We start from the raw sequence: 24,235 nt of genomic DNA, 5'->3' as shown, positions 1-24,235 counted from the left end.
CACATGCCGCAATTTTTCATTGATCGACCAATTTTTGCCTGGGTAGTTGCCCTGTTCATTTTGCTGGCCGGGGTGTTGGCCATCCCGAACATGCCAGTGGCGCAGTACCCGGACGTGGCCCCGCCGGCCATCACCATCACCGCCACGTACCCGGGCGCGTCCGCCAAGGAAGTGGCGGAATCAGTCACCAGCATCATCGAAGACAAGCTCAACGGTGCCAAGGGCCTGATCTACTACGAGTCGGTCAGCGATTCCTACGGCACCGCCACCATCACCGCCACCTTCGCCCCGGGCACCAACCCCGACCTGGCGCAGGTTGACGTGCAAAACCGCGTATCGAACGTGATCGCGCAGTTGCCGTCGGCCGTGCAGCAGCAGGGCCTGCAATACGAGCAGACCAGTACCGGCTTCCTGATGATCGTGACGCTGTCGTCCAACGACGGCTCGCTGGATCAGACGGCGCTGGCCGACTACATCACGCGCAACGTGCAGAACCCGGTGTCGCGGGTGGCCGGCGTGGGCCAGTTCCAGCTGTTCGCCGCGCCGCGCGCCATGCGTATCTGGGTGGACCCCAACAAGCTGGTGGGCTTCAACCTGAGCATGAACGACGTCAATCAGGCGATTGCCGCGCAGAACGTGCTGATCTCCGGTGGCAGCATCGGGTCGCCGCCCAACCCGGAATCGCAACGCATCACGGCCACCGTCACGGCCAACGGGCAACTGAGCACGGTGGAAGGCTTCGGCAAGATCGTGCTGCGCGCCAATACCGATGGCTCCAAGGTGCTGCTGCGTGACGTCGCGCGCGTGGAAGTGGGCGCCGACAACTACCAGTTCGGTGCTCGCCTGAACGGCAAGCCCACCGCTGCCTTCGCCATTGTGCTGTCGCCGGACGCCAACGCGCTGGCCACGGCCCAGGGCGTGCGCCAGCAGATGGAAGAGCTGTCCAAGTACTTCCCGGGCAACATCCAGTACGCCATCCCCTACGACACCGCGCCTTACGTCAAGGTGTCGATCGAGCAGGTGCTGCATACCCTGGTCGAAGCCATGGTGCTGGTGTTCCTGGTGATGTACCTGTTCCTGCAGAACGTGCGCTACACGCTGATTCCGGCGCTGGTGGTGCCGGTGGCCATGCTGGGCTCGTTCGCGGTGATGCTGGGGCTGGGTTTTTCCATCAACGTATTGACGATGTTCGCGATGGTGCTAGCCATCGGGATTCTGGTGGACGACGCCATTGTGGTGGTCGAAAACGTTGAACGCATCATGGCCACCGAAGGCCTGCCGCCCAAGGAAGCCACCAAGAAAGCCATGCCGCAGATCAGCGGCGCCATCATCGGCATCACGCTGGTGCTGGTCACGGTGTTCCTGCCGCTGGCCTTCATGAGCGGGTCCGTGGGCGTGATCTACCGGCAGTTCTCGGTGGCCATGGCCGTGTCGATCTTCTTCTCGGCCTTGCTGGCGCTGACCTTCACGCCCGCCTTGTGCGCCACCATTCTCAAGCCGGTGCCCAAGGGCCACCACAACGAGAAGAAGGGCTTTTTCGGCTGGTTCAACCGCAAGTTCGACGCCACCACGCACGGCTATCAGAACTGGGTGTCGCGCATCCTGCACAAGGGCGGCCGCATGATGCTGGCCTTCCTGGTGCTGGTGTTGCTGCTGGGCTGGTTGTACCTGCGCCTGCCGTCCTCGTTCCTGCCCGAAGAAGACCAGGGCTACGTGATCAGCAACATCGAGCTGCCCACGGGCGCCAGCGCCAACCGCACGGTTGAAGTGATCGAACAGGTCGAGGAATATTTCCGCAATGTCCCGGCCGTTGAAAACATCATCACCGTGCAGGGCTACAGCTTTAACGGTAACGGGCTGAACGCCGCTATCGCGTTCACCACCTTGAAAGACTTCAAGGACCGCAAGGACAAGCAGGACTCCGCGGGCGCCATCGCGTTCAATGCCTTCCAGAAGCAGTTGATGGGCATCCACGATGCGCAGGTGTTCACGTTGGTGCCGCCGGCTATTTCGTCGTTGGGTAACGCCACCGGCTTCGACCTGCGCTTGCAGGATCGTGGGTCGGGCGGGTCCGAGGCCCTGGCCGCGGCCACCGGCCAGCTGATGGGCATGGCAATGAAGAGCCCGGTGCTGTCGCAGGTGCGCATCACCGGTCTGGCGGCCGGTACGCAGCTGACGCTGAACGTTGACCGCGACAAGGCCGCGGCCTTGGGCGTGGACTTCAACGAAGCGGCATCCCTGATCTCGACGGCGGTGGGTTCGGCTTACCTCAGCAAGTTCCCCAACATGGGCCGGATGCAGAACATCTGGGTCCAGGCGGACGCGCCGTACCGCATGCAGCTGTCCGACGTATTGCAACTGAACGCGCGCAACGCCCAGGGCGGCATGGTGCCGCTGTCCACCTTCGTGTCGGCCGAGTGGGTGCAAGGGCCGGTGCAGGTGGTGCGCTACAACAGCTACGAATCCATGCGTATCGGCGGCAGCGCCGCGCCGGGTTACACCACCGGCCAGGCCATGGAAGAAATGCAGAACCTGGTCGCGCAGCTGCCGCAAGGCTTCGGCTACGAATGGACGGGCCTGTCCTACCAGGAACGGCAAGCGGGCAACCAGGCGCCGATCCTGATGGGCCTGTCGCTGTTGATCGTGTTCCTGGTGTTGGCCGCGCTGTATGAAAGCTGGGCCATCCCGCTGTCGGTCATGCTGGTGGTGCCCCTGGGCATGCTGGGCGCCGTGGCGCTGGTCAGCGCGCTGGGCATGTCCAACGACGTGTACTTCCAGGTGGGCATGGTGACCGTGATCGGCTTGGCGGCCAAGAACGCCATTCTGATCGTGGAGTTCGCCAAGGACCAGTACGCGCGGGGCATGGGGCTGTACGAATCCGCCGTGGAAGCGGCCCGATTGCGGTTCCGGCCCATTCTGATGACGTCGCTGGCGTTCATCCTGGGCGTGGTGCCGCTGGCCATGGCCACCGGCGCGGGCGCCGCCAGCCAGCGCGCGGTCGGCTTGGGCGTGCTGGGCGGCATGTTGGCCGCCACGCCGTTCGCCGTGATCTTCGTGCCGACCTTCTTCGTGGTGGTGCTGGGCCTGTTCAAGACCCGCCCGCGCCTGTTGGGCGCCGAATTGAAGGCCTGGGAAGAAGAGCAGGCGGCCAAGAAGGCAGCCGGCGACTCGCCCGACGCAGACGCGGGATACACCCCCGTTCAACCCAATGGTGGCCCGGAGGGCAAGGCATGAAAGCCCTGATGATCAAGCAATCCGCCTTGTCCGCCTTTGTGGCGGTGGCGTTGGCCGGCTGCTCGCTGGCGCCCGACTACCAGCGTCCCGATGCCCCGGTCACGGGCGCCTGGCCCGATCAGCCCAAGGTGCAATACGGCGGCTACAACAATCCCACGTCGTTGGGCACGCAGCCGGCCTCGGCCGTTGTGCCCGAGGCCGGCACGCCGGCCGCCGACCTGGGCTGGCGCGAATTCTTCCGCGATCCTCGCCTGCAAAGCCTGATTTCGCTGGCGCTGGTCAATAACCGCGACCTGCGCGTGGCCGTACAGCGCGTGGAAGAAGCGCGCGCCCAATACGGCGTTCAACGCGGGGCGCAATGGCCCAGCATCGGCGCCGGCATCCAGGGCCAGCGCCAGCATCTGCCGGCCAACATGCGCGCGGGCGGGCCGGATTCCAGTTCGATTTCCAGCTCGTACCAGGCCGGTATCGGCCTGACCACCTTCGAAATCGATCTGTTCGGCCGTTTGCGCAACCTGTCCGAAGCGGCGTATCAGCAATACCTGTCGACCGAGCAGGCGCAGAAAACCGTACAGATCACGCTGGTCGGCTCCGTCGCGCAGTCGTATTTCAACTATCGCGCGGCCGAAGTCCAGCTGGATTTGACGCAACGCACGCTGGCCTCGCGCCAGGAATCCTATGACCTGGTCAAGCGCCGTTTCGACGGCGGCGTGGCCTCGGAACTGGATCTGAACCAGTCCAAGTCCTTGCTCGACACGGCGTCGTCCGACCTGGCGCAACTGGCGCGTGCCCGTGCGCAGGCCTTGAACGCCCTGGTGCTGCTGGTGGGCGCGCCGCTGCCCGCCGACCTGCCGCCGGCCGCGCCGTTTGGGCGCGACCAGTTGCTGGCCACGGTGCCGTCCGGCCTGCCGTCCGATCTGCTGGAACGTCGCCCCGACATCCTGGCCGCCGAAAACCAGCTGCTATCGGCCAACGCCAACATCGGCGCAGCGCGCGCCGCGTTCTTCCCGACCATTTCGTTAACGGGGCTGTTGGGCGTTGCCAGCCCGTCGCTGGGCGATCTGTTCAAGGGCGGGCAGGGCTACTGGAGTTTCTCGCCGTCCATCACCACGCCCCTGTTCGCGGGCGGCAGCATCCGCGAAGGGCTGAATTTGGCCAAGGCGCGCGACAATATCGCCGTGGCGCAGTACGAGCAGACCATCCAGCAGGCGTTCCGGGAAGTGTCAGACGCGCTGGCGGGCGAAGCCACGTACGGGGCGCAGCTGGACGCGCAGCGCGCGTTGCAGGAATCGTCCTCGCGCACGCTTGAACTGTCGAATTTGCGCTATACCAATGGCATCGACAGCTACCTGCAAGTGCAGACCGCGCAGGTGGACTTCTTCAATGCCCAGCTTTCGCTGGTGCAAACCGGTTTGGCCGCGCTGATCAACCGTGTCGAGCTCTACAAGGCGTTGGGCGGCGGCTGGGAAGAAACCACGAAAGAACCGACCAAAGTGACGACGACCGCTCAATGATAGAACTTGGTGTAAATATCGATCACGTTGCCACGTTGCGGCAACAACGCCATACGGTATACCCGGACCCGGTGGCCGCCGCGCTGCGCGCCGAAGACGCCGGCGCCGACCTCATCACGCTGCATCTGCGTGAAGACCGGCGCCATATCCAGGATGCGGACGTCTACGCCATCCGTCCGCAGCTGCGCACGCGCATGAACCTGGAATGCGCAATTACCGCCGAAATGCTGGAGATTGCCTGCGCCGTCAAACCCAACGACGTCTGCCTGGTGCCTGAAAAGCGCACCGAACTGACCACCGAAGGTGGTCTGGAAGTGGCCGGCGCCATGGGCGCGGTGACGGATGCGGTGGGCTTGCTGACCCAGGCCGGCATCCGGGTGTCGTTGTTCATCGACGCAGACCCGGTGCAGATCGCTGCGGCGGCCAAGGCCGGCGCCACGGTGATCGAACTGCACACGGGCGCCTACGCCGAAGCCGAAGGGGAAGCCCGCGCGGCAGAATTGCAACGCATCCGCGTGGCGGTCACCGAAGGCTTGCGCCATGGCCTGCGCGTGAACGCCGGCCACGGCCTGCACCTGGGCAACGTCGCCCCGGTGGCGGCCATCGACGGTATTTCCGAACTGAACATTGGCCACGCCATCGTGGCGCAGGCGGTGTTCGACGGCTGGGAAAAGGCCGTGCGCGATATGAAGGCGGTGATGGTGCAAGCCCGGCTCAAGGCCCTGCGCGGCCTGTGATCGCAGGCCGGATCGCAGGGATACGCACGACGCTTGCCCCGCCGCTGTTTTTGCCGCTGTTTTTGCCGTTTTTGGTTGACGCCCATGTCTGAATCCCCCAAAGCCCCGTTGCCCGCAGGCGCCATCGCCGGCATCGGCATGGACTTGTTGCGCATCGACCGCATCGAACGCGCGCTGGAACGGCATGGCGACCGCTTTGCCGAAAAAATCCTGGGCGCCGAGGAATTGCTGAAATTCCACGCGCGCCGCGCCCGCGACCCGGTGCGCGGCATCCGCTTTCTGGCCACCCGCTTTGCCGCCAAGGAAGCGTTTTCCAAGGCGATCGGGCTGGGCATGCGCATGCCCATGACCTGGCGACGCGTGCAGACCTTGAACGCGCCGGGCGGGCGCCCGGTGCTGGTCATCGCCCCTGAATTGCTGGACTGGTATGGCCAGCGCTTCGGCGCCGCGCACGTATCCATTACCGACGAATCCGACATGGCCGCCGCCTACGTGGTGGTCGAACGCAAGCCGTAGGCGCGAGCCCGGCCCCGGCTTCGGCCGTGGCCCCGCGCCCGCCGCTTGCCCCACAGATATAAGGACAGCCTCATGGCCAAGAAAAAATCCAAGGTGGTCCTGCCTCCCGGCCCCGTGATGGTCGACGTGGCGGGCACCTCGCTTACCAAAGAAGAAAAGACGCGTCTGCGCCATCCGCTGGTGGGCGGCGTGATTCTGTTCGCCCGCAACTTCGAAAGCCGCAAGCAGCTGACCCGCCTGACGCGCCAGATCCACAAGGCCCGCAAGGAACCGCTGCTGATCCTGGTTGACCACGAGGGGGGCCGCGTGCAGCGCTTCCGCGAAGACGGCTTCACCGTCTTGCCCGCCATGCGCGACCTGGGCACGCTATGGGACCGCGACCCCTTGCAGGCCATGCGCCTGGCCACGGAAGCCGGCTATGTGCTGGCCGCCGAGCTGCGCGCCTGCGGCGTGGACATGAGCTTCACCCCCGTGCTGGACCTGGACTACGGCGTCAGCAAGGTGATCGGCAACCGCGCCTTCCATTCGGACCCGCGCGTGGTCACGATGCTGTCGCGCGCCCTGATCCAGGGCCTGTCGCTGGCCGGCATGTCCGCCTGCGGCAAGCATTTCCCAGGGCATGGTTATGTGCAAGCCGATTCGCACCACGAGATCCCCGTGGACCCGCGCAAGCTGGACGATATCCTCAATGACGACGCCGCCCCGTATGCGTGGCTGGGCGACGCCGTGCTGCCGTCCGTCATGCCCGCGCACGTGATCTACCCCAAGGTCGACAAGCACCCGGCCGGCTTTTCCAAAAAGTGGGTGCAGGACATCCTGCGCAAGCGCCTGGGCTATGACGGCGTGGTCTTCTCGGACGACCTGACGATGGAAGGCGCCTCGGTCGCAGGTGATATCCTGGCCCGTGCCAACGCCGCGCTCAACGCTGGTTGCGACATGGTGTTGGTGTGCAACCGCCCGGACCTGGCCGACGACCTGCTGTCGCGACTGACGTTCGAGCATGCGCCCGAATCGGTCGAACGCATCCGCCGCCTGATGCCGCGTTTTGATGCGCCCGACTGGGATACCTTGCAGGCCGAAAGCCGTTATCAGAATGCCCGACGACTTCAATCTCAAATCGTTCCTGGCTGACCTGCCGCATCTGCCGGGTGTCTACCGACACCTGGATGCGGCCGGTGAAGTCATGTATGTCGGCAAGGCGCGCGACCTGAAAAAGCGCGTCTCGTCGTATTTCCAGAAGAACCTGGCCAGCCCGCGCATTGCCCAGATGGTGGCGAAGGTGGCGCGGCTGGAGGTCACGGTGACGCGCTCGGAAGCCGAAGCGCTGATCCTGGAAAACAACCTCATCAAGAGCCTGAAGCCGCGTTACAACATCCTGTTTCGCGACGACAAGTCCTACCCGTACCTGCTGATCACCGGCCACGAATGGCCGCGCATTGCCTACTACCGGGGCGCGACGAACAAGCGCGGCCAGTACTTCGGGCCGTTCCCCAACGCCTGGGCCGTGCGCGAAACCATCCAGATCCTGCAAAAGGTGTTCCGCCTGCGCACCTGTGAAGACACCGTCTTCGCCAACCGCTCGCGGCCCTGTCTGCTGCATCAGATCGGGCGCTGTTCGGCGCCTTGCGTAGGCGCGATCGACGCCGAGGAATACCAGCGCGACGTGCAGCGCGCCGTGCGCTTTCTGAACGGCGAGGCCAAAGACGTCATGGGCGAAATCGAAACGCGCATGCAGCAGGCAGCGGGCGAGCTGCGCTTTGAAGAAGCCGCCGCCTTGCGCGACCAGATGGGTTCGCTGGCGCGCGTGCTGCATCAGCAGACCATGGAGAACACCAGCGGCGAAGACACCGACATCATTGCGGTGGCCGTGGCGGGCGGCAAGGTGTGCGTGAACCTGGCGATGGTGCGCGGCGGCCGCCACCTGGGCGACAAGCCGTTCTTTCCGACGCACGCCGAAGGCGAGGCCGCGCCGCAGGTGCTGGAGGCCTTCATCGCCCAGCACTACACCGACAACGCCATGCCGCCCGTGCTGGTCTGTTCGCACGCCTTGCCCGACCCGGAACTGATCAACCTGCTGATCGAGCAGGCCGGTGGGCGCCCGTCGCGCATGCTGACGCGGCCCCAGGGCGCGCGGCGATCCTGGCTGGAACAGGCGGGCAAGAATGCCGAGATGGCCCTGGCGCGCGCACTGACCGAATCTGGCGCTCGCGCCGGTCGCACACTGGCGCTGGCCGAGGCGCTGGACCTGGACACCGACGAGGCCGCGCTGGATGCGCTGCGCATTGAATGTTTCGACATCAGCCATACGGCGGGCGAGGCCACCCAGGCGTCCTGCGTGGTGTTCGAACACCACGACATGCAGCCGTCGCTATACCGCCGTTACAACATTGCGGGCATCACCCCGGGTGACGATTACGCGGCGATGCGCCAGGTGCTGACGCGCCGGTTCGCCAAGGTGGCCGACGGCGAAGCCCCGATGCCCGGGCTGGTGCTGATCGACGGCGGCAAGGGCCAGGTCGAAGTGGCGCGCAAGGTGTTCGCGGAATTGGGGCTGGATATCCAGACGCTGGTGGGCGTGGCCAAGGGGGAAGGGCGCAAGGTCGGCCTGGAAACCCTGGTGTTTGCCGACGAGCGGCCGCCCGTGGCGCTGGGCGGTGAGTCCGCCGCGCTGATGCTGATCGCCCAGGTGCGCGACGAGGCGCACCGCTTTGCCATTACCGGCATGCGCGCGCGCCGCGCCAAGACGCGCAACGTGTCGCGGCTGGAAGAGATCGAGGGCGTGGGCGCCCGGCGGCGGCAGCGACTGCTGGCCCGGTTTGGCGGGTTTTCGGGGGTGGCGTCCGCCAGCATCGAGGACCTGGCGTCGGTGGACGGGATTTCGCAGGACCTGGCGGAACGCATCTACGAGGCGCTGCGTGGGTAGGGGCTCCCAACTCACGGCCAACCCTCGGCCATCCCACGGCCATCCCACCGCGCCGATACAGCCAGCGTCATCCGGCTGATGTAGCATACGGACACTATGCCAATTAACGTACCCATTATCCTGACATGGCTGCGCATCGCCATGATTCCGCTGGTGGTCGGGCTGTTCTACCTGCCCGAGAGCTGGATGTCGGTTCCCACCCGCGACTCTTTTGCGGCGTGGGCGTTCATCATCGCGGCACTGACCGATTGGTTTGACGGCTGGCTGGCCCGGCGCTGGAACCAGACCTCGGCGTTCGGCGCCTTCCTGGACCCCGTCGCGGACAAGCTGATGGTGTGCGCCGCGCTGATCGTGCTGCTGGACCTGAGCCGTGTCGACGCGTTTATCTCGCTGATCATCATCGGCCGCGAAATCACCATTTCGGCCCTGCGTGAATGGATGGCGAAAATTGGCGCCAGCGCCAGCGTCGCGGTGCACCGGCTGGGCAAATTCAAGACGGCTGCGCAGATGGTGGCAATTCCGTGCCTGCTGTACAACCAGCCGATCTACGGCATGAACACCAAGCTGCTGGGCGATGTACTGATCATCGTTGCGGCGGTGCTGACAGTCTGGTCGATGCTGTACTACCTGCAACGCGCCTGGCCCGCCATCCGCGAAAAGGCGCTGTAGGCGTTGGCAGGCGTTGGCAGGCGTTGTTTACGGCGGGTCCGCCGTATCGACGGTATCGGCCGTATGTGCTGTATGCGCCCGGTCCACCGGGCAGTATCCTGAATTTCAAATCGGCGGCCCGGCTCGCGACAGGACGGCCGTCGACATACTCAAAGAGCGATGGCCGGCACGATCCGGCCCGGCCCAGCCGCCGCATTCGCCATGAACACGACGTCCGGGTTCCCCGGCCGTTGCCGGAGACAACCCGCGCATGGCTTCGCCGCCTGCGCCACGCGCCGCTGCCGCGGCTTTTTGCAATGACCACCGCCACCCATATCCTTCCATCAGAAGCCGACGTTCGCCGGCGCGACTGGAAAACCATCTTGCTGATCGGCGTTGCGCACGCCGCCTCGCACTTCTTCCAACTGGTGTTGCCGCTGCTGAACGTGTCGCTGGCCACGGCCTTCGGCCTGGACTTCGCGCGCGTCGGCGCGCTGGTGGCCACGTTCTACGTCGTGTCGGGCGTGGGGCAGGCGTCGTCCGGCTTTGTCGTGGACCGCATCGGCGCACGGCCCGTGCTGTGGTTCGGCCTGGCGTGCTTTGTGCTGTCGGGCGTGTTGATCGGGTCGGCCAACGGCTACCCGATGTTGATGGCGGCGGCTATCGTCGGCGGTATCGGCAATTCCGTTTTCCACCCGGCCGATTACTCCATCATCAACCACCGCATCACGGCGTCGCGGCTGGGCCACGCGTTTTCGGCGCATGGGCTGACCGGCAACCTGGGCTGGGCCCTGACCCCGGTTTTCATGACCACGATCATCCTGCTGGCCGACTGGCGCGTGGCGGCCTACAGCGCCGCCGGGTTGGTGGCGGTGGTGCTGCTGTTGACCGTGCTGGGCGGCCACTTGCTGGGCGGCCCGTTGCCGCTAAGCGCCGACGTCATGGGCGACGACACCGGCAATACCAACACGGCGGCCTCCCCGGCCAAGGCCGCGGCCGCGCAGGCGCCCAAACCGCAAGAAGGCGTGCTGGCCACCTTGGCCACGTTGCTGTCCAAGCCGGCGCTGTGGGGCGCGTTCCTGTTCTTCGCCTGCACGTCGATTGCCTTGTCATCGGTGCAGAACTACACGATTCCGTTGCTGGATCAGCTGTATGGCTTGTCCAACGTGGTGGCCAGCTCGGCTCTGTCCGGCTACATGGTGGCCTCGGCCGTGGGCATGGCGGCGGGCGGCTTCCTGGTATCGGCCAACCCGCGCACCGAGCGCACCGTGATGGTTGCGCTGCTCTTGGCGGGCTTGACGCTGGTGGTGCTGGCGCTGGGCTGGGTGCCCGCCGCGCTAGCCGCGCCGGTGGTGGGCCTGGCCGGCTTCTGCTCGGGCGTGGCCGCGCCGTCCCGCGACATGTTGATCCGCCGTGTAACGCCCAAGGGCTCGACCGGTTCGGTCTATGGGCTGGTGTATTCGGGCATGGACGTCGGGTCGGCGCTGGGGCCGCTGGCCTTCGGCATTTTGCTGGACGCCGGTTTCCGCCAGGGCCCGTGGGTGGGCGCCGGCGTGGCGTTCACGGCGGCGGCGCTGCTGGCGCAATGGATCGCGGTGCAGGCGCGCCGCGCCGATCCCGTCATGGCGGGGGCGGCGGTCGCCCGGCCCTGAGCCGGCGCCACCGCTTTCAAGCCGATGCCGTCATTACGCCGGCCTTTCTTGCAGCGCCGCGTGCAGCCCGGTATCGCCGCGCGGCTTGCCCGGCCCCAGCAGCAGCAAGCCGATCAGCCCGATGAAGACGCAAAACGCCACGTAGTACACCGGCACCATCAGGTCACCCGTACGTTGGATCAACGCGGTGTTGATAAAAGGCGCCAGGCCGCCGAACAGCATCACGGCCAGGTTGTACGACAGGGATACGCCCGTGGACCGCAGGTTCACCGGCAAGATCTCGGTCATCAGCGCGGGCGTCGGCCCCCACATCACGCCCATGCACGCCGCCGCCGCCAACTGCGCTTGCAGCAGGGTGGCGAACGACGGCTCTTGCAGCACGCGCGCCATCATGATCCAGGTGACGACGCCAAAGGCGAACGTGGCCGGCAGCATCAGGGCGCGGCGCGACAGGCGGTCGGACAGCGCGCCGGACAGCGGGCACAACACCAGCAGCAACACGGCGGCCAAGGCGCTGCTTAGTTGCGCGTCGCCCATCGTCAGGCCCAGCTCCGTGACGGCAAACAGGGGCAGGTAAAGCAGCATGACGTAATTGGACGCCGTGCCCGTGACCACAATGCAGAACGACCCGGTCAGTTCGCGCGGATAGCGCGAGAACAGCGTGCGCAGCGTGGTCTGCGTGGGCTTGACGCGCTGATCCTGAAACTTGCGGAATTCGGGCGTCTCGTCCACCTGCGTGCGCAGGTAATAGCCGATGGGCCCGATCAGGATGCCGAACAGGAACGGCACGCGCCAACCCCAGCTTTCCAGGTCGGCGGTCGACAGGTTGGACGACAGCAGATAGACCACGCCCGCGCCGGCCGAGAACGCCAGCGCCTGCGAGCACATCTGAAAGCTGCCGTACAGGCCGCGCCGGTTGGGCGGCGCAAACTCCACCAGCATGGCGCTGGCGCTGGCATATTCGCCGCCCACCGAAAAGCCCTGGATCAGGCGCGCCACCAGCATCAGCACGCTGGCGGCCATGCCGATGGACGCGTAGGTGGGCAGCACGCCGATCATGGCGGTGCCGCCCGCCATCATCAGGATCATCAGCGACAGCGCGCGCCGCCGTCCGTGGCGGTCGGCGTACATGCCCAGCACCAGCCCGCCGATGGGCCGCACCGCAAAGGCCACCCCAAAGGTGGCCAGCCCCAGCAGCAGCGACGTCGCGTTGTCGCCCGTGGGGAAGTACAGCCGTGATATCACGGCGGCAAACATGCCGTAGATGGCGAAATCGAACCATTCGAAGGCGTTGCCCAGCACCGACGCAATGACCACGCGGCGGCGCATGGCGGCGGAAACTTGATAAGCGGGGGAAGACGGAGGCGTCATCACGGACTCCTGCAAGCGCCGTACAGGCGTAAGGGAACACGGGCGCGCCGCAGCGGCGCGTCCGTGGATGGAAAAGCTAAGGGAAACAGCCAGGGAAAAGGGCGGATCAGCCCAGGCGGTCGCGCACGATCTCGACGAAGACGGCCGCGCCCGTGGGCAGGATGTCGTCGTCGAAGTCGTATTCCGGGTGATGGCAGAAGTGGCCGTCCTGGCCTACGAAGAAGTAGGCGCCCGGACATTCCTGGAGCAGATACGCGAAATCTTCTCCCGCCATCAACGGGGTGATGCGGTCATCGACCAAGTCGGCGCCGACGACGCGCGTGGCGGCCGCCGTGACGGTGGCCGCCGGACCGGGCGCATTGATGGTCGGGGGGCAGCCCATGCCGAACTCGACGTCGATGCGGGTGGCGTTGGCAACCCCAAGCCCCTCGCACATTTCACGCACCCGGCGCAGGGCTGTCTCGCGGGCGGCGAGGCTCATGGTGCGGATCGTGCCGCGCAGCTCGATCAGGTCGGGGATGACGTTGGGCGCGGTGCCGCCGTTCATCATGCCGACGCTGACCACGCCCGATTCCAGAGGGTCCAGCGCGCGGCTGACAACGGTTTGCAGCATGCCCACCAACTGGCAGGCGATGACGACCGGGTCATTGCACTGTTGCGGCATGCCGCCGTGGCAGCCCACGCCATGCACGCGGATGACAAAACCGTCACAGGCTGCCAGCAATGCGCCTTCGCGCACGGCCACGCGGCCCTTGCCGACCATGGGGTTGTTGTGCAGGCCGTAGATTTCGTCGCACGGAAAGCGCTTGAAGAGTCCATCGGCCATCATCGCGACGCCGCCGGCCAGGGTTTCCTCGGCGGGCTGGAAGATGAAGTTGATGGTGCCTGCAAAGTCCCGGTTTTGCGACAGGTGCTGCGCCACGGCCAGCAGCGTGGCGGTGTGGCCGTCGTGGCCGCAGCCATGGAACGTGCCTTCATGGGTGGAACGGTAGGGCAGCGTGGTTTTTTCCTGCATGGGCAGCGCGTCCATGTCGGCGCGCAGGCCGATGCGGCGCTTGCCCGGCCGTTCGCCCTGCAACACGGCCACCACGCCTGTGCCGCCGATGCCGGCATGCACGTCCAGACCCCATTGCCGCAGCTTGGCCGCGACGAGCTCGGCGGTGCGGTGTTCCTGGAAACTCAACTCGGGGTGCGCATGCAGGTCTTGCCTCCATTGCGCGTACTCGGGTTGACGCTCGACAAACCAATCTCGCACTTGCATTGCCGCCTCCTTGGGGGAGTGAAATGTCTAAGGTTCGGATGTGGCGGCGAGCCGGTCGGCCCGCCCTGATGCCGTGCGAACCATAAACGAAAACGGCGGCGGGCAGTGCGTGTGTAACCAAGCGTGAGAACGGGCGAGCCGCGGCGCGCGCCAGGCGGCGCGCCGCGTCGGCTTTATTGGCGAACGGTGCGCACGTCGGCCGGGGGCGCGGCTTCGAAGTTGCTGCGCCAGGGGTTGATGTCCAGCCCACCACGGCGCGTGTAGCGCGCGTACACGGTCAGCTGTTCGGGGGCGCAGGCCTGCATGATGTCGCTGAAGATGCGCTCGACGCAGTGTTCGTGAAATTCGGCGTGCTGGCGGAAAGACACCACATAGCGCAGCAGCGATTCCCGGTCGATGGGCGCGCCCCGGTAGCGGATCTGCACGCTGGCCCAATCCGGCTGGCCCGTCACGGGGCAGTTGGACTTCAACAGCCGCGATGCCAGCGTTTCCTGGACCACGTCGCCCGGCCGCGTGCGCAGCACTTGCGGCGCCGGCTCGTAGGTGTCGATCTCGATATCCAGCTTGTCGATATAGATGCCGTCCATCTCGCCCATCTGCAATTCGGAAAAGCGCTGGGGCAGGAAGAAGTCCAGGCCCACCGGCGCGCCGGCCGCGGCGCTCAGGTCGCGTTCCAGCCGCCCACGCAGCGCGGCGGAATTGACCAGCCGCGTCTGGTTGAACGAATTCAGATAGAGCTTGAATGACTTGGATTCGATGATGTTGGGGCTGTCGGCCGGCACCGAGAACGTGGCCATTGCCACGCGCGGCTTGCCCTTGGCGTCCAGCCAGGACAGCTCGTAGGCGTTCCAGAGATCAACGCCCGTAAAGGGCAGGTTGCCGGCGGTCAGGTTCAGCGCCGCGCGGTTGTGCGACCGCGCGATGGGGAACAGCAGCGAGGGATCGTATTGCGAGGCGTAGGCCACGCTCTGGCCCAGGGGGCCGTGCGACAGGGTCATGGCAAATCAGGAATAGCTGGGGGAATAGCGGCATTGTAGGCGCTGCGAAAAAGGCTGTTTTTCCGCATTGTGAAATGTAAGTCTCGTGATGTGAAAGTTCCTGCTGCTGCGCAACCAAAGCGCATTTCATAGATGACAAAAGCGTTTCGTGATGCGAAATGCTGCTTTCAACCTATTGATTTTATAGGCAAATATTTTTCGTCTTCTATAAGACACAAGCCCACCTTGCTTTGCAGCAGAGGCATAGACTTTGTCCAACGATTCACGCAATGCAAGACGCGAATCTTTGAAGTCTTCTTATCACTGACCAGGAGCATCACCATGAGCACTCGCGAAACCGAAATCCGCAATTTGCAGAAAGACTGGGCCGAGAACACCCGCTGGCAGGGCATCAAGCGCGACTACAGCGCCGAGGATGTCATCCGCCTGCGCGGCTCGATCAGCGTGCAGCACACGCTGGCCGAACGTGGCGCCACCCGTCTGTGGGAACTGCTGCATAGCGAACCCTTCGTGAATTCGCTGGGCGCCCTGACCGGCAACCAGGCCATGCAACAGGTCAAGGCCGGCTTGAAGGCCATCTACCTGTCGGGCTGGCAAGTGGCCGGCGACGCCAACCTGGCCGGCGAGATGTATCCCGACCAGTCGCTGTACCCCGCCAACTCGGTGCCGCAAGTGGTTCGCCGCATCAACAATTCGTTGGCGCGCTGCGACCAGATCCAATGGATGGAAGGCAAGAACCCGGGCGACGAAGGCTATATCGATTACTTCGCGCCCATCGTGGCCGATGCTGAAGCGGGCTTTGGCGGCGTGCTCAATGCCTTTGAACTGATGAAGGCAATGATCGACGCCGGCGCCTCGGGCGTGCACTTCGAAGACCAGTTGGCGTCCGTGAAAAAGTGCGGCCACATGGGCGGCAAGGTGCTGGTGCCCACCCGCGAAGCCGTGGCCAAGCTGGTGTCGGCGCGCCTGGCGGCCGACACGATGGGCACGCCCACCGTGCTGCTGGCCCGCACCGACGCCGATGCCGCCGACCTGGTGACCAGCGACGTGGACGAAAACGACCGCCCGTTCATCACCGGCGAGCGCACCGTGGAAGGCTTCTTCCGCACCAAGGCCGGCATCGATCAAGCCATTTCGCGTGGTCTGGCCTACGCGCCGTACGCCGACCTGATCTGGTGCGAAACGTCCACGCCCAACCTGGAATATGCCCGCAAGTTCGCGGACGCGATCCATCGCCAATTTCCGGGCAAGCTGCTGGCGTACAACTGCTCGCCCTCGTTCAACTGGAAGAAGAACCTGGACGACGGCACCATCGCCAAGTTCCAGCGCGAGCTGGGCGCCATGGGCTACAAGTTCCAGTTCATCACGCTGGCCGGCTTCCATGCACTGAACTACGGCATGTTCGAATTGGCCCACGGCTATGCCCGCCGCCAGATGAGCGCCTTCGTGGAATTGCAGCAGAAGGAATTCGCCGCCGCCGAAATGGGCTTCACCGCCGTGAAGCACCAGCGCGAAGTGGGCACCGGCTACTTCGACGCCGTGACGCAGACGATTGAAAACGGCCAGTCCTCGACCACGGCGCTGACGGGCTCCACGGAAGAAGCCCAGTTCGAACACGGCAAGGAACAGAAGGTGGCTTGAACGCTTGAATGCGTGATTGCTTGAACGCATGGTGCGTCACCCGGTGAGCGCTGACCGGGTGACGCACGGATAGATTGCTTTGCAGTTGTAGGTGCTGTTGTAGGGTGGATTCAGGGTGCCTTCGGGCACCCTTTTTTTTCCCCCTCGGGGGCAGCGCCCGCCTTGCTGTTCTTAAGCGGCCGTCGCCTCTTCGGCCAGCGACGCCATGTCGATGACGAAGCGGTACTTCACGTCGTTTTTTACCAGGCGTTCATAGGCCTCGTTCACGGCCTGGATCGGCACGATCTCGACATCGCTGACGATGCCGTGTTCGGCGCAGAAGTCCATCATCTCTTGCGTTTCTTCCATGCCGCCGATGGCCGAGCCCGCGATCGACTTGCGGCCCATGATGAGGTTCGCGCCCGGAATCGGGTCCAGCGGCGTCAGCGCGCCCACCAGCGCCATCGTGCCGTTCAGCGTCAGCAGCGCCAGGTACGGGTTCACGTCATGGCTGACGGGCACGGTGTTCAACAGGAAATCGAACGTGCCCGCGTGCGCGGCCATCGCCTCTGCGTCGCGCGACACCAGCACCTCGTCGGCGCCCAGGCGCCTGGCGTCGCGGCCCTTGTCGGCGGAAGTGGTGATCATCACGACATGTGCGCCCATGGCATGGGCAAACTTCACGCCCATGTGGCCCAGCCCGCCCAAGCCGATCACGCCCACCTTCTGGCCGGGGCCGACCTTCCAGTGGCGCAGCGGCGAATACGTGGTGATGCCGGCGCACAGCAGCGGAGCAACAGCCTTCAGATCCAGCTTGTCAGACACCTTCACAATAAAGTGTTCCTTGACGACGATGCGGTCGGAATAGCCGCCAAACGTCAGTTCGTCGCTGCCGCGTTCCTTGTCGTTATAAGTCAGGGTGGCGCCTTCCTCGCAGTACTGCTCCAGGTTCAAGCGGCAGGCCTTGCAATGCAGGCAGGAATCCACCATGCAACCCACGCCCGCGAAATCGCCTGCCTTGAACTTGGTGACGTTCTTGCCCACTTGCGCCACGCGGCCCACGATCTCGTGGCCCGGCACCATCGGGAACACCGAATTGCCCCAGTCGCCGCGCGCCTGATGCAAGTCGGAATGGCAGATGCCGCTGTAAAGAATGTCGATCAGCACGTCGTCATCGCCCGGCTCGCGACGCGTGAAGCTGAACGGGACGAGCGGGGTGTCGGTACTGTGGGCGGCATAGCCACGGGCTTGGATCATGGTGGACTCGAATTAAATTTGTTAAGCAGACGTTCACAATATTCCTCGGCATTCCCGCTATCAAGCTAGAATTTCCGCATGCTTTATTCAAGGAATTTGCATAATCATGCAGGCAGATAACCTGTCGCACCTGGCGGCGTTCGCCGCCGTCGCCCGGCATTGCAGCTTTCGCCGCGCGGGCGAAGAACTGGGCCTGTCCACGTCCGCCGTCAGCTACGCGATCCGCAGCCTGGAAGAACGGTTGGGCGTGAACCTGTTCAACCGCACGACGCGCAGCGTGGCGCTGACCGACGCCGGCCAGCGCCTGGCCGAGCGCCTGCTTCCCGCCCTTGCCAACCTGGGCGACGCGTTGGAAGAGATGAACCACTTTCGGGGTTCGGCGTCCGGCACGCTGCGGATCAACACGTCTCGCGCCGCGTCCTACATGTTGCTGATGCCGATGGCCGCGCGCTTCCTGGCGGCGTACCCGGATATCCGCCTGGAAATCGCCGAGGACGACAGCTTTGTCGATATCGTCGGCTCGGGTTTCGATGCCGGCGTGCGCTTGCTGGAGGCCGTGCCGGAAGACATGGTGGCCGTGCCGATCGGCCCCAGCCTGCGCGCGGCGACTGTGGCGTCACCTGCCTACCTGGCGGGCCGGCCATTGCCGCGCCATCCCGACGACCTGCTGGCCCACGAGTGCGTGCGCTACCGCTTTCCCAGCGGGCGCTACTACAAATGGGAATTTGAAAAGGACGGGGTGGCGATTGAAGTCGACGTGTCCGGCCGCATCGCGCTTAGCGACGTGCACGCGGAAGTGCGCGCGGCGGTGGACGGCATCGGCATCGGCTGCGTGCCGGAATACTACGTGCGCGACCTGCTGCAATCGGGTCGGCTGGTGCGCATGCTGGATGACTGGTGCCCCACAATTGCCGGCTTCATGCTGTATTACCCAAGGCAACGTCGCGTATCGTCGGCGTTGCGCGCGTTTATCGATATGGCCAAGCAGGCAGAGCCCAGCTAAGGCCGCGCACCTTCCAGCAGCGCCTGCACCAGCCGGTTCTCTTCGTCTGCTTGCCGGCACACAAAGGAAATTTGCCGGTACGGCGCGTGTTTGCCCAGCGGCAACACGCGCACGGGATGCACGTCCAGCAGGTTGCGCCCTGGCTCGGGCAGCACGCAGACCCCCAGCCCTGCGGACACCAGCGCCGTCAGCGCCGCCAGGGACTGCATTTCGATGCGGCAGCGCGCGTGCGGCGCGTGCTGCGCCACATAGCGCGCGGCCAGTCGGCCACCGATAGTGGTCTTGTCAAAGCGAATCCATTCGTAGCGCTGGAACAATTCGGCCACGCGCGTTTCCGTGGAATCGGGCGGGGCGATCAGGACCAGAGTTTCCCGAAACAGCGGCGTCCACACCAGGCGGCTGGACCCGCCCGTCTCCGGCTGCGTGATGATCGCGGCGTCGATTTCCCCTTTTTTCAGTTTCTCGGTCAATTCGGTGGCGCGGCCGCGCACCAGCCGCACGTCCAGCTGGGGATAGCGTTCCCGCAGCTTACGCAGCAGCGGGGGCAGCAGCGTGACCTGTAACGGTTCGATGGTGCCCAGCCGCACGCGCCCTTCAACGGCGGGCGTGCTGCGCCGGCGCAGTTCGTCCAGCCGGGCCAGCGCGTCCTGCAGCACCGCGTCCACTTCGGCGGCAAAGGCGTTCGGCCTGACCTGTAGCGCCGACCGGTCGAACAGCGGCTGGCCGAAGTATTGCTCCATCTGCTTCATCTGCAAGCTGACGGCGCTGGGCGACAGGTTCATATCCGCGGCGCCCGCCGCGAAGCTGCCGCCGCGCAGCACCGCATTGAGCGTACGGAAAGATTCGATCTTCATCAGGAATCCTCACGTAGTGATTTAAGAATCCTCGCTTTATATCATCAGTGGCCGGTCCTAGTATGCGAGACGACCACAACGAAAAGCGGCTGCGGGACGGGCGTGCCACGCCTGCCGGAACAGACCGACACCGAGGAGACCTACGATGAACCTGACTTTGCACACGCTGCGCGCGGCCATACCCGCGTTGGCCCTGAGCCTGACGCTGGCGGTTGCCGCGGGCGCGCCCGCGACCGCCATGGCGCAGTCCGCCTCCATACCGCCCACCATCACCATGGTGGTGCCGTTTCCGCCTGGCGGCAGCAATGACGTGTTCGCACGCGTGCTGGCCGAAAAGCTCGGGGCGCGCCTGTCGAACACCGTCATTGTTGAAAACCGGCCCGGCGCGGGCGGGGCGATTGGCGCGGAATACGTCGCGCGCGCACCCAAGGACGGCACGGTGCTGATGCTGTCTTCGTCCACGCTGACCACCAACGCGGCGGTACAGACCAATTTGAAGTACGACGTGGTGCGCAGCTTCGCGCCCGTGGCGATGCTGGCGCGCAGCCCGATGGCCTTGGTGGTGGGCAAGGACTCGCCGTACCAATCCATGGCCGACCTGTTGGCTGTCGGGCGCAAAGAACCGGGCAAGCTGACCTACGGCAGCGCCGGGCTGGGCTCGGTCAACCAGATGGCCAGCGAAATCCTGGCGGGTGGCGAGAAGACGGCGTTCACGCACGTGCCCTACAAGGGCATGTCGCACGCGCTGAACGATTTGGCCGGTGGCCGCGTCGATTTCGTGATCGGCAGCTTCGCGTCGACGGCATCGCTGCTCAAGGGCGGCAAGCTGCGCGTGCTGGCCGTCACGTCACCCAAGCGGTCGCAGTTCTATCCCGACCTGCCCACCATCGGTGAAGGCCAGCCCGGCTACTCGGTGGAACTGTGGTGGGGCGTGCTGGCCCCGGCCGGCACCCCCGCGCCGCTGGTGGACAAGCTGAACGCCGAGATCCGCGCCATCGTCAACGACGACAAGATGCGCGCCATGTTCGCCGAGGAAAGCGCGGTGCCGGCCGAACTGACCGTGCCGCAGTTTGCCGACCTGGTGCAGGCCGACGCCGCCAAGTGGAAGCAGGTGGCGCGCGACCGGAACATATCCATTCAATAAGCACGACCCCGATTCAACCTCCGTCACAAGAGCGCAAGCATGAGAAGCAAACTGTTCGTTCCAGGTTCCCGTCCCGAGTTATTCGCCAAGGCATTGAGCGGCCCCGCGGACGCGTTGTCGTTCGACCTGGAGGACGCCGTGGCCCCGTCGCGCAAGGCCGAAGCGCGCGAGCACCTGGCCCGCATGCTGGCCGACCCGCAGACCGCGGCGTCGGGCAAGACGCTGATCGTGCGGGTCAACGCGCTGGACAGCGGGCATTTTCATGCCGACGTGCAGGCGGTGGTGCGGCCGGGCCTGCATCTGGTGAACCTGCCAAAGGCGGAAAGCGAGGCCGACGTGGTGGCGGCGGCCAGCGCCATCGAACAGGCGCGTGCCGCCAACGGGGTGAATGAACCGGTCGGTTTGCTGTTGAACATTGAATCGCCCCGCGCGCTGCGCCGGGCGGCCACCTTGGCGGCCGCGCATCCGTCGGTGGCCGGCTTGCAGCTGGGCCTGGGGGATCTTTTCGAACCCGCCGGCATCAGCCGCCGCCAGAACGTGGCCGTGCAGCAGGCGATGTTTGCGCTGCGCATGGCGGCGGCCGAGGCGGGGGTGTTTGCCTATGACTCGGCCTTTGCCAATATCGAAGACGAAGCGGGGTTTCGCGCCGAGGCCGAGCTGGCGCGCAGCCTGGGCTACCTGGGCAAAAGCTGCATTCACCCGCGCCAGGTGCCGCTGGTCAACGCCGCGTTTCGCCCGACGGATGAAGAAATCGCCCACGCTACCCGCGTGGTGCAGGCCGCGCGCGAGGCATCGGACAAAGGTGTCGCCGCGTTCGTGGTGGACGGCCGCATGATCGACGGCCCGTTTCTGCGCCGCGCCGAAGCGATACTGCGTTCGGCCCAGGCCTTGGGGCTGGACGGCACGGAGCAACAGCAATGATGGCAACTGAACACGTTTGTACCGGTGGCCCGCTGGCGGGCGTACGCGTGCTGGACTTAAGCGCCTACATCGCCGGGCCGTATGGCTGCACGCTGCTGGCGGACCAGGGCGCGGACGTCATCAAGGTGGAACCGCCCACGGGCGACAACCTGCGCAAGTACCCGTCCACGCTGGACACCGAAAGCCGCGCCTTCCTGGGCGTGAACCGGGGCAAGCGCGGGCTGGTGCTGGACCTGAAACAGCCCGACGCGTTGGCCGTGCTGCACGACCTGGCGCGCCAGGCCGACGTGCTGGTGCACAACTTTCGGCCCAGCGTGCCCGCGCGCCTGGGCATCGCCTACGAGCAGCTGGCCGAGGTGAACCCCCGGCTGATCTACTGCGCCGTCACCGGCTATGGGGAAACCGGTCCGCTCAAGGACAAGGCGGGCTACGACCAGGTGCTGCAAACCATGACGGGCATGTGCGCGTTGCAGGGCAAGGCGGAAGGCCCGCCCGAGATCCTGTACGGCTCGGTGGTGGATTACTACGCGTCGTCCATGGTGGCGGCCGGGGTGGCGTCGGCGCTGTATGAACGCGAACGCAGCGGTCGCGGGCAGTTCGTGGGCGTGTCCTTGCTGCGCAGTGCGCTGGCGTTGCAATCGGCCCGGCTGGTCTGGGCCGAGGGCGAACCGCGCGAGATCGGGCGCGACATGCGTTCGGGCGGCATCACGGGCCTGCACCCCACGGGCGGCGGCTATCTGTATATCTCGGCCAACACGCCGCACTTCTGGCAGGCCTTGTGCGAGAAGACCGGGCTGGCGGACCTGGCTGCAAATCCGCGTTACGACTCGGTGCGCAAGCGTGCCGAGCATCGCGACGAAATCGTGCCGCGCCTGCATGAAGCGCTGCGCGCGCGCACCGCGCTGGAATGGGAGGCCTGGTTTGGCGAAGAGGTGCCTTGCGCCGCCGCGCGCGGCGTTGAAGACATGTTCGACTTTCCCCAGGTGCAGGCCGAGAAGATGATCTCCACATTCGCGCATCCGGTCGTTGGCAGCTACCGGGGCTTCGCGCAGGCGATCAAGTTCGGTCGCAGCCAGGCGGACACGCCGCGCGCCGCGCCCGCGTTTGGCGAACACAGCGAAGAGGTGCTGGCCGAAGCGGGAATCTGCGCCGAGCGGGTGGCCGACCTGAAAAAGCGCGGCGCGTTGCGATAGCTGGCTTGGACGCCGGAAATGCCGCCTTGATCCAGATCAAGGTGCCGGCCTTCGCCGCTGGGTACCATCGGCGCATGCGAGCAAAATCGATTTTCGCCGTCCCGGCGTCCCTGTCCGACGCCGACCGCCAGCAACGCCGCCACGCCTTGGTGCGCCTGTCGCTGGCGTGGCTCGCCATGATGCAGGTCATGATGTTCGCGTGGCCCGGTTACCTGCGCCATGACAGCATGCCCGCCGACGCGCTGGAAACGCTGGACTGGGCCATCGTGCTGATGAACTGGGCCAGCTTCGCCCTGACCATTCCCGTGGTGCTGTATTCGGCCTGGCCCATCTGGCGCCATGCCGGTGACAACCTGCGCCACGGCCGCGCGGGCATGGACGTGCCCGTTGCGTTGGGCATCGTGGCGGCGTTTGTTCCCAGCGTTCACGCCACCTGGACCGGGCGAGGCGACGTCTATTTCGATTCCGTCACGATGTTCGTGGCGTTCTTGCTGACCGCGCGCTACCTGGAACTGTGCGCCCGCCAATCCTTCGGCGACGCGGCGGGCGGCCTGCGGCATCAGCGCGTGGAAACCCAACGGCTGGAATTGGGCGCGCGCGCCGATCGGCTGGCCTCGCGCTTCGTGTTGGCGCAGGTGGTGCTGGCGCTGGCCGCCGCTATCGGCTGGGCGGCCATCGACCCCGCCCACAGCCTGCCCGTGATGGTGGCGCTGCTGGTCATGAGCTGCCCCTGTGCGATGTCGATGGCGGTGCCCACTGCCATGGCGTCCGCGCATTCGGCATTGGCCGCGCACCCCACCATGTCGGACGCCGCGCTGGGCGCGCTGCTGCGCCGCGCGCGCGAGAAAGCCCGCCAGAACCTGTACGGCTCGTTGATCTGGCATTTGCTGATGACGCCGCTGGCGTTGTTGGGCTGGGTGCAACCCTGGCTGGCCGCCATCACGATGCTGCTGTCCTCGCTGGCCGTGGCCTATAACTCGTGGCGCCTGTGCCGCCGCGACTGGTCGGTTGGCAGCGCACCCGTCGGCGCGCTGGAAGCCGCGCCATGACCATCCTCTATCTCTTGCTGCCCTTGTCGCTGCTGTTCGTGCTGGCCATCGGCGTATCGCTGTGGTGGGCCGTGTTCAACGGCCAGTACGACGATACCGACAACGCCGGCACGGCGATCCTGCGCGACGACGACAGCGGTCGCGGCTCGCGCGGCTAAGCGCAAACCCCGCCCACCCATTCCCGACACCCCGGTTCCCCGGCGCCTGGGCGCCCGCGCGCGCGTTGCCATCGAGGCCGCGCGCGCGTGAGTCCGTTGCGGCATTGCCGCGTTCCCTGTCTGGCCGTTGTGCGCTTGATCCATATCAACGTCGACTTGTGTGCCTAGTCCCATCATTCAAG

Annotated in this window: 20 protein-coding genes; 15 read left to right on the top strand and 5 right to left on the bottom strand. The window is 65.6% G+C overall.

Annotation, left to right across the window (positions count from 1 at the left end; all coding sequences use genetic code 11):
* The first annotated feature begins 3 nt into the window (after positions 1-3).
* The 8 genes from AC0Z35_RS25735 to AC0Z35_RS25700 all read left to right on the top strand — a co-directional run bounded on the left by AC0Z35_RS25735 (position 4) and on the right by AC0Z35_RS25700 (position 11,224).
* Positions 4-3,234 carry an efflux RND transporter permease subunit gene (locus AC0Z35_RS25735; protein ID WP_046805417.1) on the top strand — a complete coding sequence of 1,077 codons (3,231 nt, stop codon included), beginning with the start codon at positions 4-6 and terminating at the stop codon, positions 3,232-3,234.
* The gene (locus AC0Z35_RS25730; protein WP_046805416.1) at positions 3,231-4,748 is read left to right on the top strand and encodes an efflux transporter outer membrane subunit; all 1,518 of its coding nucleotides are present in this window, start codon (positions 3,231-3,233) and stop codon (positions 4,746-4,748) included. Before AC0Z35_RS25735 ends, AC0Z35_RS25730 begins: the two co-directional genes overlap by 4 nt.
* A complete protein-coding gene (locus AC0Z35_RS25725) occupies positions 4,745-5,485 on the top strand; it encodes a pyridoxine 5'-phosphate synthase (protein WP_046805415.1) in 741 nt (246 codons plus the stop codon). Before AC0Z35_RS25730 ends, AC0Z35_RS25725 begins: the two co-directional genes overlap by 4 nt.
* An 84-nt stretch (positions 5,486-5,569) precedes the next feature.
* On the top strand, positions 5,570-6,001 hold the full coding sequence (acpS, locus tag AC0Z35_RS25720; RefSeq protein WP_046805459.1) for a holo-ACP synthase: 432 nt from the start codon (positions 5,570-5,572) through the stop codon (positions 5,999-6,001).
* A gap of 72 nt (positions 6,002-6,073) precedes the next feature.
* A complete protein-coding gene (nagZ, locus tag AC0Z35_RS25715) occupies positions 6,074-7,132 on the top strand; it encodes a beta-N-acetylhexosaminidase (protein ID WP_104144311.1) in 1,059 nt (352 codons plus the stop codon).
* Positions 7,095-8,924 (top strand): excinuclease ABC subunit UvrC, encoded by a 1,830-nt coding sequence (gene uvrC / locus AC0Z35_RS25710; protein ID WP_046805413.1) that lies wholly within the window; start codon positions 7,095-7,097, stop codon positions 8,922-8,924. The genes nagZ and uvrC overlap by 38 nt, the downstream gene beginning before the upstream one ends.
* Before the next feature lie 96 nt (positions 8,925-9,020).
* On the top strand, positions 9,021-9,593 hold the full coding sequence (gene pgsA / locus AC0Z35_RS25705; RefSeq protein WP_046805412.1) for a CDP-diacylglycerol--glycerol-3-phosphate 3-phosphatidyltransferase: 573 nt from the start codon (positions 9,021-9,023) through the stop codon (positions 9,591-9,593).
* A gap of 296 nt (positions 9,594-9,889) precedes the next feature.
* Complete coding sequence (locus tag AC0Z35_RS25700; RefSeq protein WP_046805458.1) at positions 9,890-11,224, top strand: MFS transporter; 1,335 nt, start codon at positions 9,890-9,892, stop codon at positions 11,222-11,224.
* 33 nt (positions 11,225-11,257) lie between these two features.
* Here the strand turns inward: AC0Z35_RS25700 and AC0Z35_RS25695 are convergent, their stop codons facing one another.
* From AC0Z35_RS25695 to queF, 3 genes are all read right to left on the bottom strand, one after another.
* Positions 11,258-12,595: an MFS transporter gene (locus tag AC0Z35_RS25695; protein ID WP_052946036.1), complete on the bottom strand. Its 1,338-nt coding sequence runs from the start codon at positions 12,593-12,595 to the stop codon at positions 11,258-11,260.
* Between the two features lie 106 nt (positions 12,596-12,701).
* Positions 12,702-13,856: a M20 aminoacylase family protein gene (locus tag AC0Z35_RS25690; protein ID WP_485133234.1), complete on the bottom strand. Its 1,155-nt coding sequence runs from the start codon at positions 13,854-13,856 to the stop codon at positions 12,702-12,704.
* Between the two features lie 173 nt (positions 13,857-14,029).
* Positions 14,030-14,854, bottom strand: a complete 825-nt coding sequence (queF, locus tag AC0Z35_RS25685) for an NADPH-dependent 7-cyano-7-deazaguanine reductase QueF (RefSeq protein WP_046805410.1) — start codon at positions 14,852-14,854, stop codon at positions 14,030-14,032.
* Between the two features lie 321 nt (positions 14,855-15,175).
* Between queF and aceA the strand changes: the two genes are divergently transcribed.
* A complete protein-coding gene (gene aceA / locus AC0Z35_RS25680; RefSeq protein WP_046805409.1) occupies positions 15,176-16,495 on the top strand; it encodes an isocitrate lyase in 1,320 nt (439 codons plus the stop codon).
* Positions 16,496-16,666: 171 nt separating this feature from the next.
* Here the strand turns inward: aceA and AC0Z35_RS25675 are convergent, their stop codons facing one another.
* Positions 16,667-17,731, bottom strand: coding sequence for an NAD(P)-dependent alcohol dehydrogenase (locus AC0Z35_RS25675; protein WP_485133235.1), 1,065 nt, complete (start codon positions 17,729-17,731; stop codon positions 16,667-16,669).
* A 106-nt stretch (positions 17,732-17,837) separates the two neighbouring features.
* Between AC0Z35_RS25675 and AC0Z35_RS25670 the strand changes: the two genes are divergently transcribed.
* Positions 17,838-18,734: a LysR family transcriptional regulator gene (locus tag AC0Z35_RS25670; RefSeq protein WP_485133236.1), complete on the top strand. Its 897-nt coding sequence runs from the start codon at positions 17,838-17,840 to the stop codon at positions 18,732-18,734.
* On the opposite strand, the gene AC0Z35_RS25665 is transcribed toward AC0Z35_RS25670, so the two are convergent.
* The gene (locus AC0Z35_RS25665; RefSeq protein ID WP_104144315.1) at positions 18,731-19,588 is read right to left on the bottom strand and encodes a LysR family transcriptional regulator; all 858 of its coding nucleotides are present in this window, start codon (positions 19,586-19,588) and stop codon (positions 18,731-18,733) included. The genes AC0Z35_RS25670 and AC0Z35_RS25665 overlap by 4 nt on opposite strands.
* Before the next feature lie 145 nt (positions 19,589-19,733).
* Between AC0Z35_RS25665 and AC0Z35_RS25660 the strand changes: the two genes are divergently transcribed.
* The 5 genes from AC0Z35_RS25660 (at position 19,734) to ccoS (ending at position 24,053) form a co-directional block, all read left to right on the top strand.
* A complete protein-coding gene (locus AC0Z35_RS25660) occupies positions 19,734-20,732 on the top strand; it encodes a tripartite tricarboxylate transporter substrate binding protein (protein ID WP_046805405.1) in 999 nt (332 codons plus the stop codon).
* Between the two features lie 39 nt (positions 20,733-20,771).
* Complete coding sequence (locus AC0Z35_RS25655; RefSeq protein ID WP_219990540.1) at positions 20,772-21,653, top strand: HpcH/HpaI aldolase/citrate lyase family protein; 882 nt, start codon at positions 20,772-20,774, stop codon at positions 21,651-21,653.
* Positions 21,650-22,846 (top strand): CaiB/BaiF CoA transferase family protein, encoded by a 1,197-nt coding sequence (locus AC0Z35_RS25650; protein WP_104144318.1) that lies wholly within the window; start codon positions 21,650-21,652, stop codon positions 22,844-22,846. The genes AC0Z35_RS25655 and AC0Z35_RS25650 overlap by 4 nt, the downstream gene beginning before the upstream one ends.
* A 74-nt stretch (positions 22,847-22,920) precedes the next feature.
* Positions 22,921-23,895: a P-type ATPase actuator domain-containing protein gene (locus tag AC0Z35_RS25645; protein WP_046805456.1), complete on the top strand. Its 975-nt coding sequence runs from the start codon at positions 22,921-22,923 to the stop codon at positions 23,893-23,895.
* Complete coding sequence (ccoS, locus tag AC0Z35_RS25640; protein ID WP_046805402.1) at positions 23,892-24,053, top strand: cbb3-type cytochrome oxidase assembly protein CcoS; 162 nt, start codon at positions 23,892-23,894, stop codon at positions 24,051-24,053. Before AC0Z35_RS25645 ends, ccoS begins: the two co-directional genes overlap by 4 nt.
* Positions 24,054-24,235 lie beyond the last annotated feature (182 nt).

Source organism: Achromobacter sp. 1L-A-4-B-C2 (assembly GCF_057291955.1).
The sequence above is the reverse complement of the archived record's forward strand: the minus strand, read 5'-3'. Positions and strand labels throughout refer to the sequence as shown.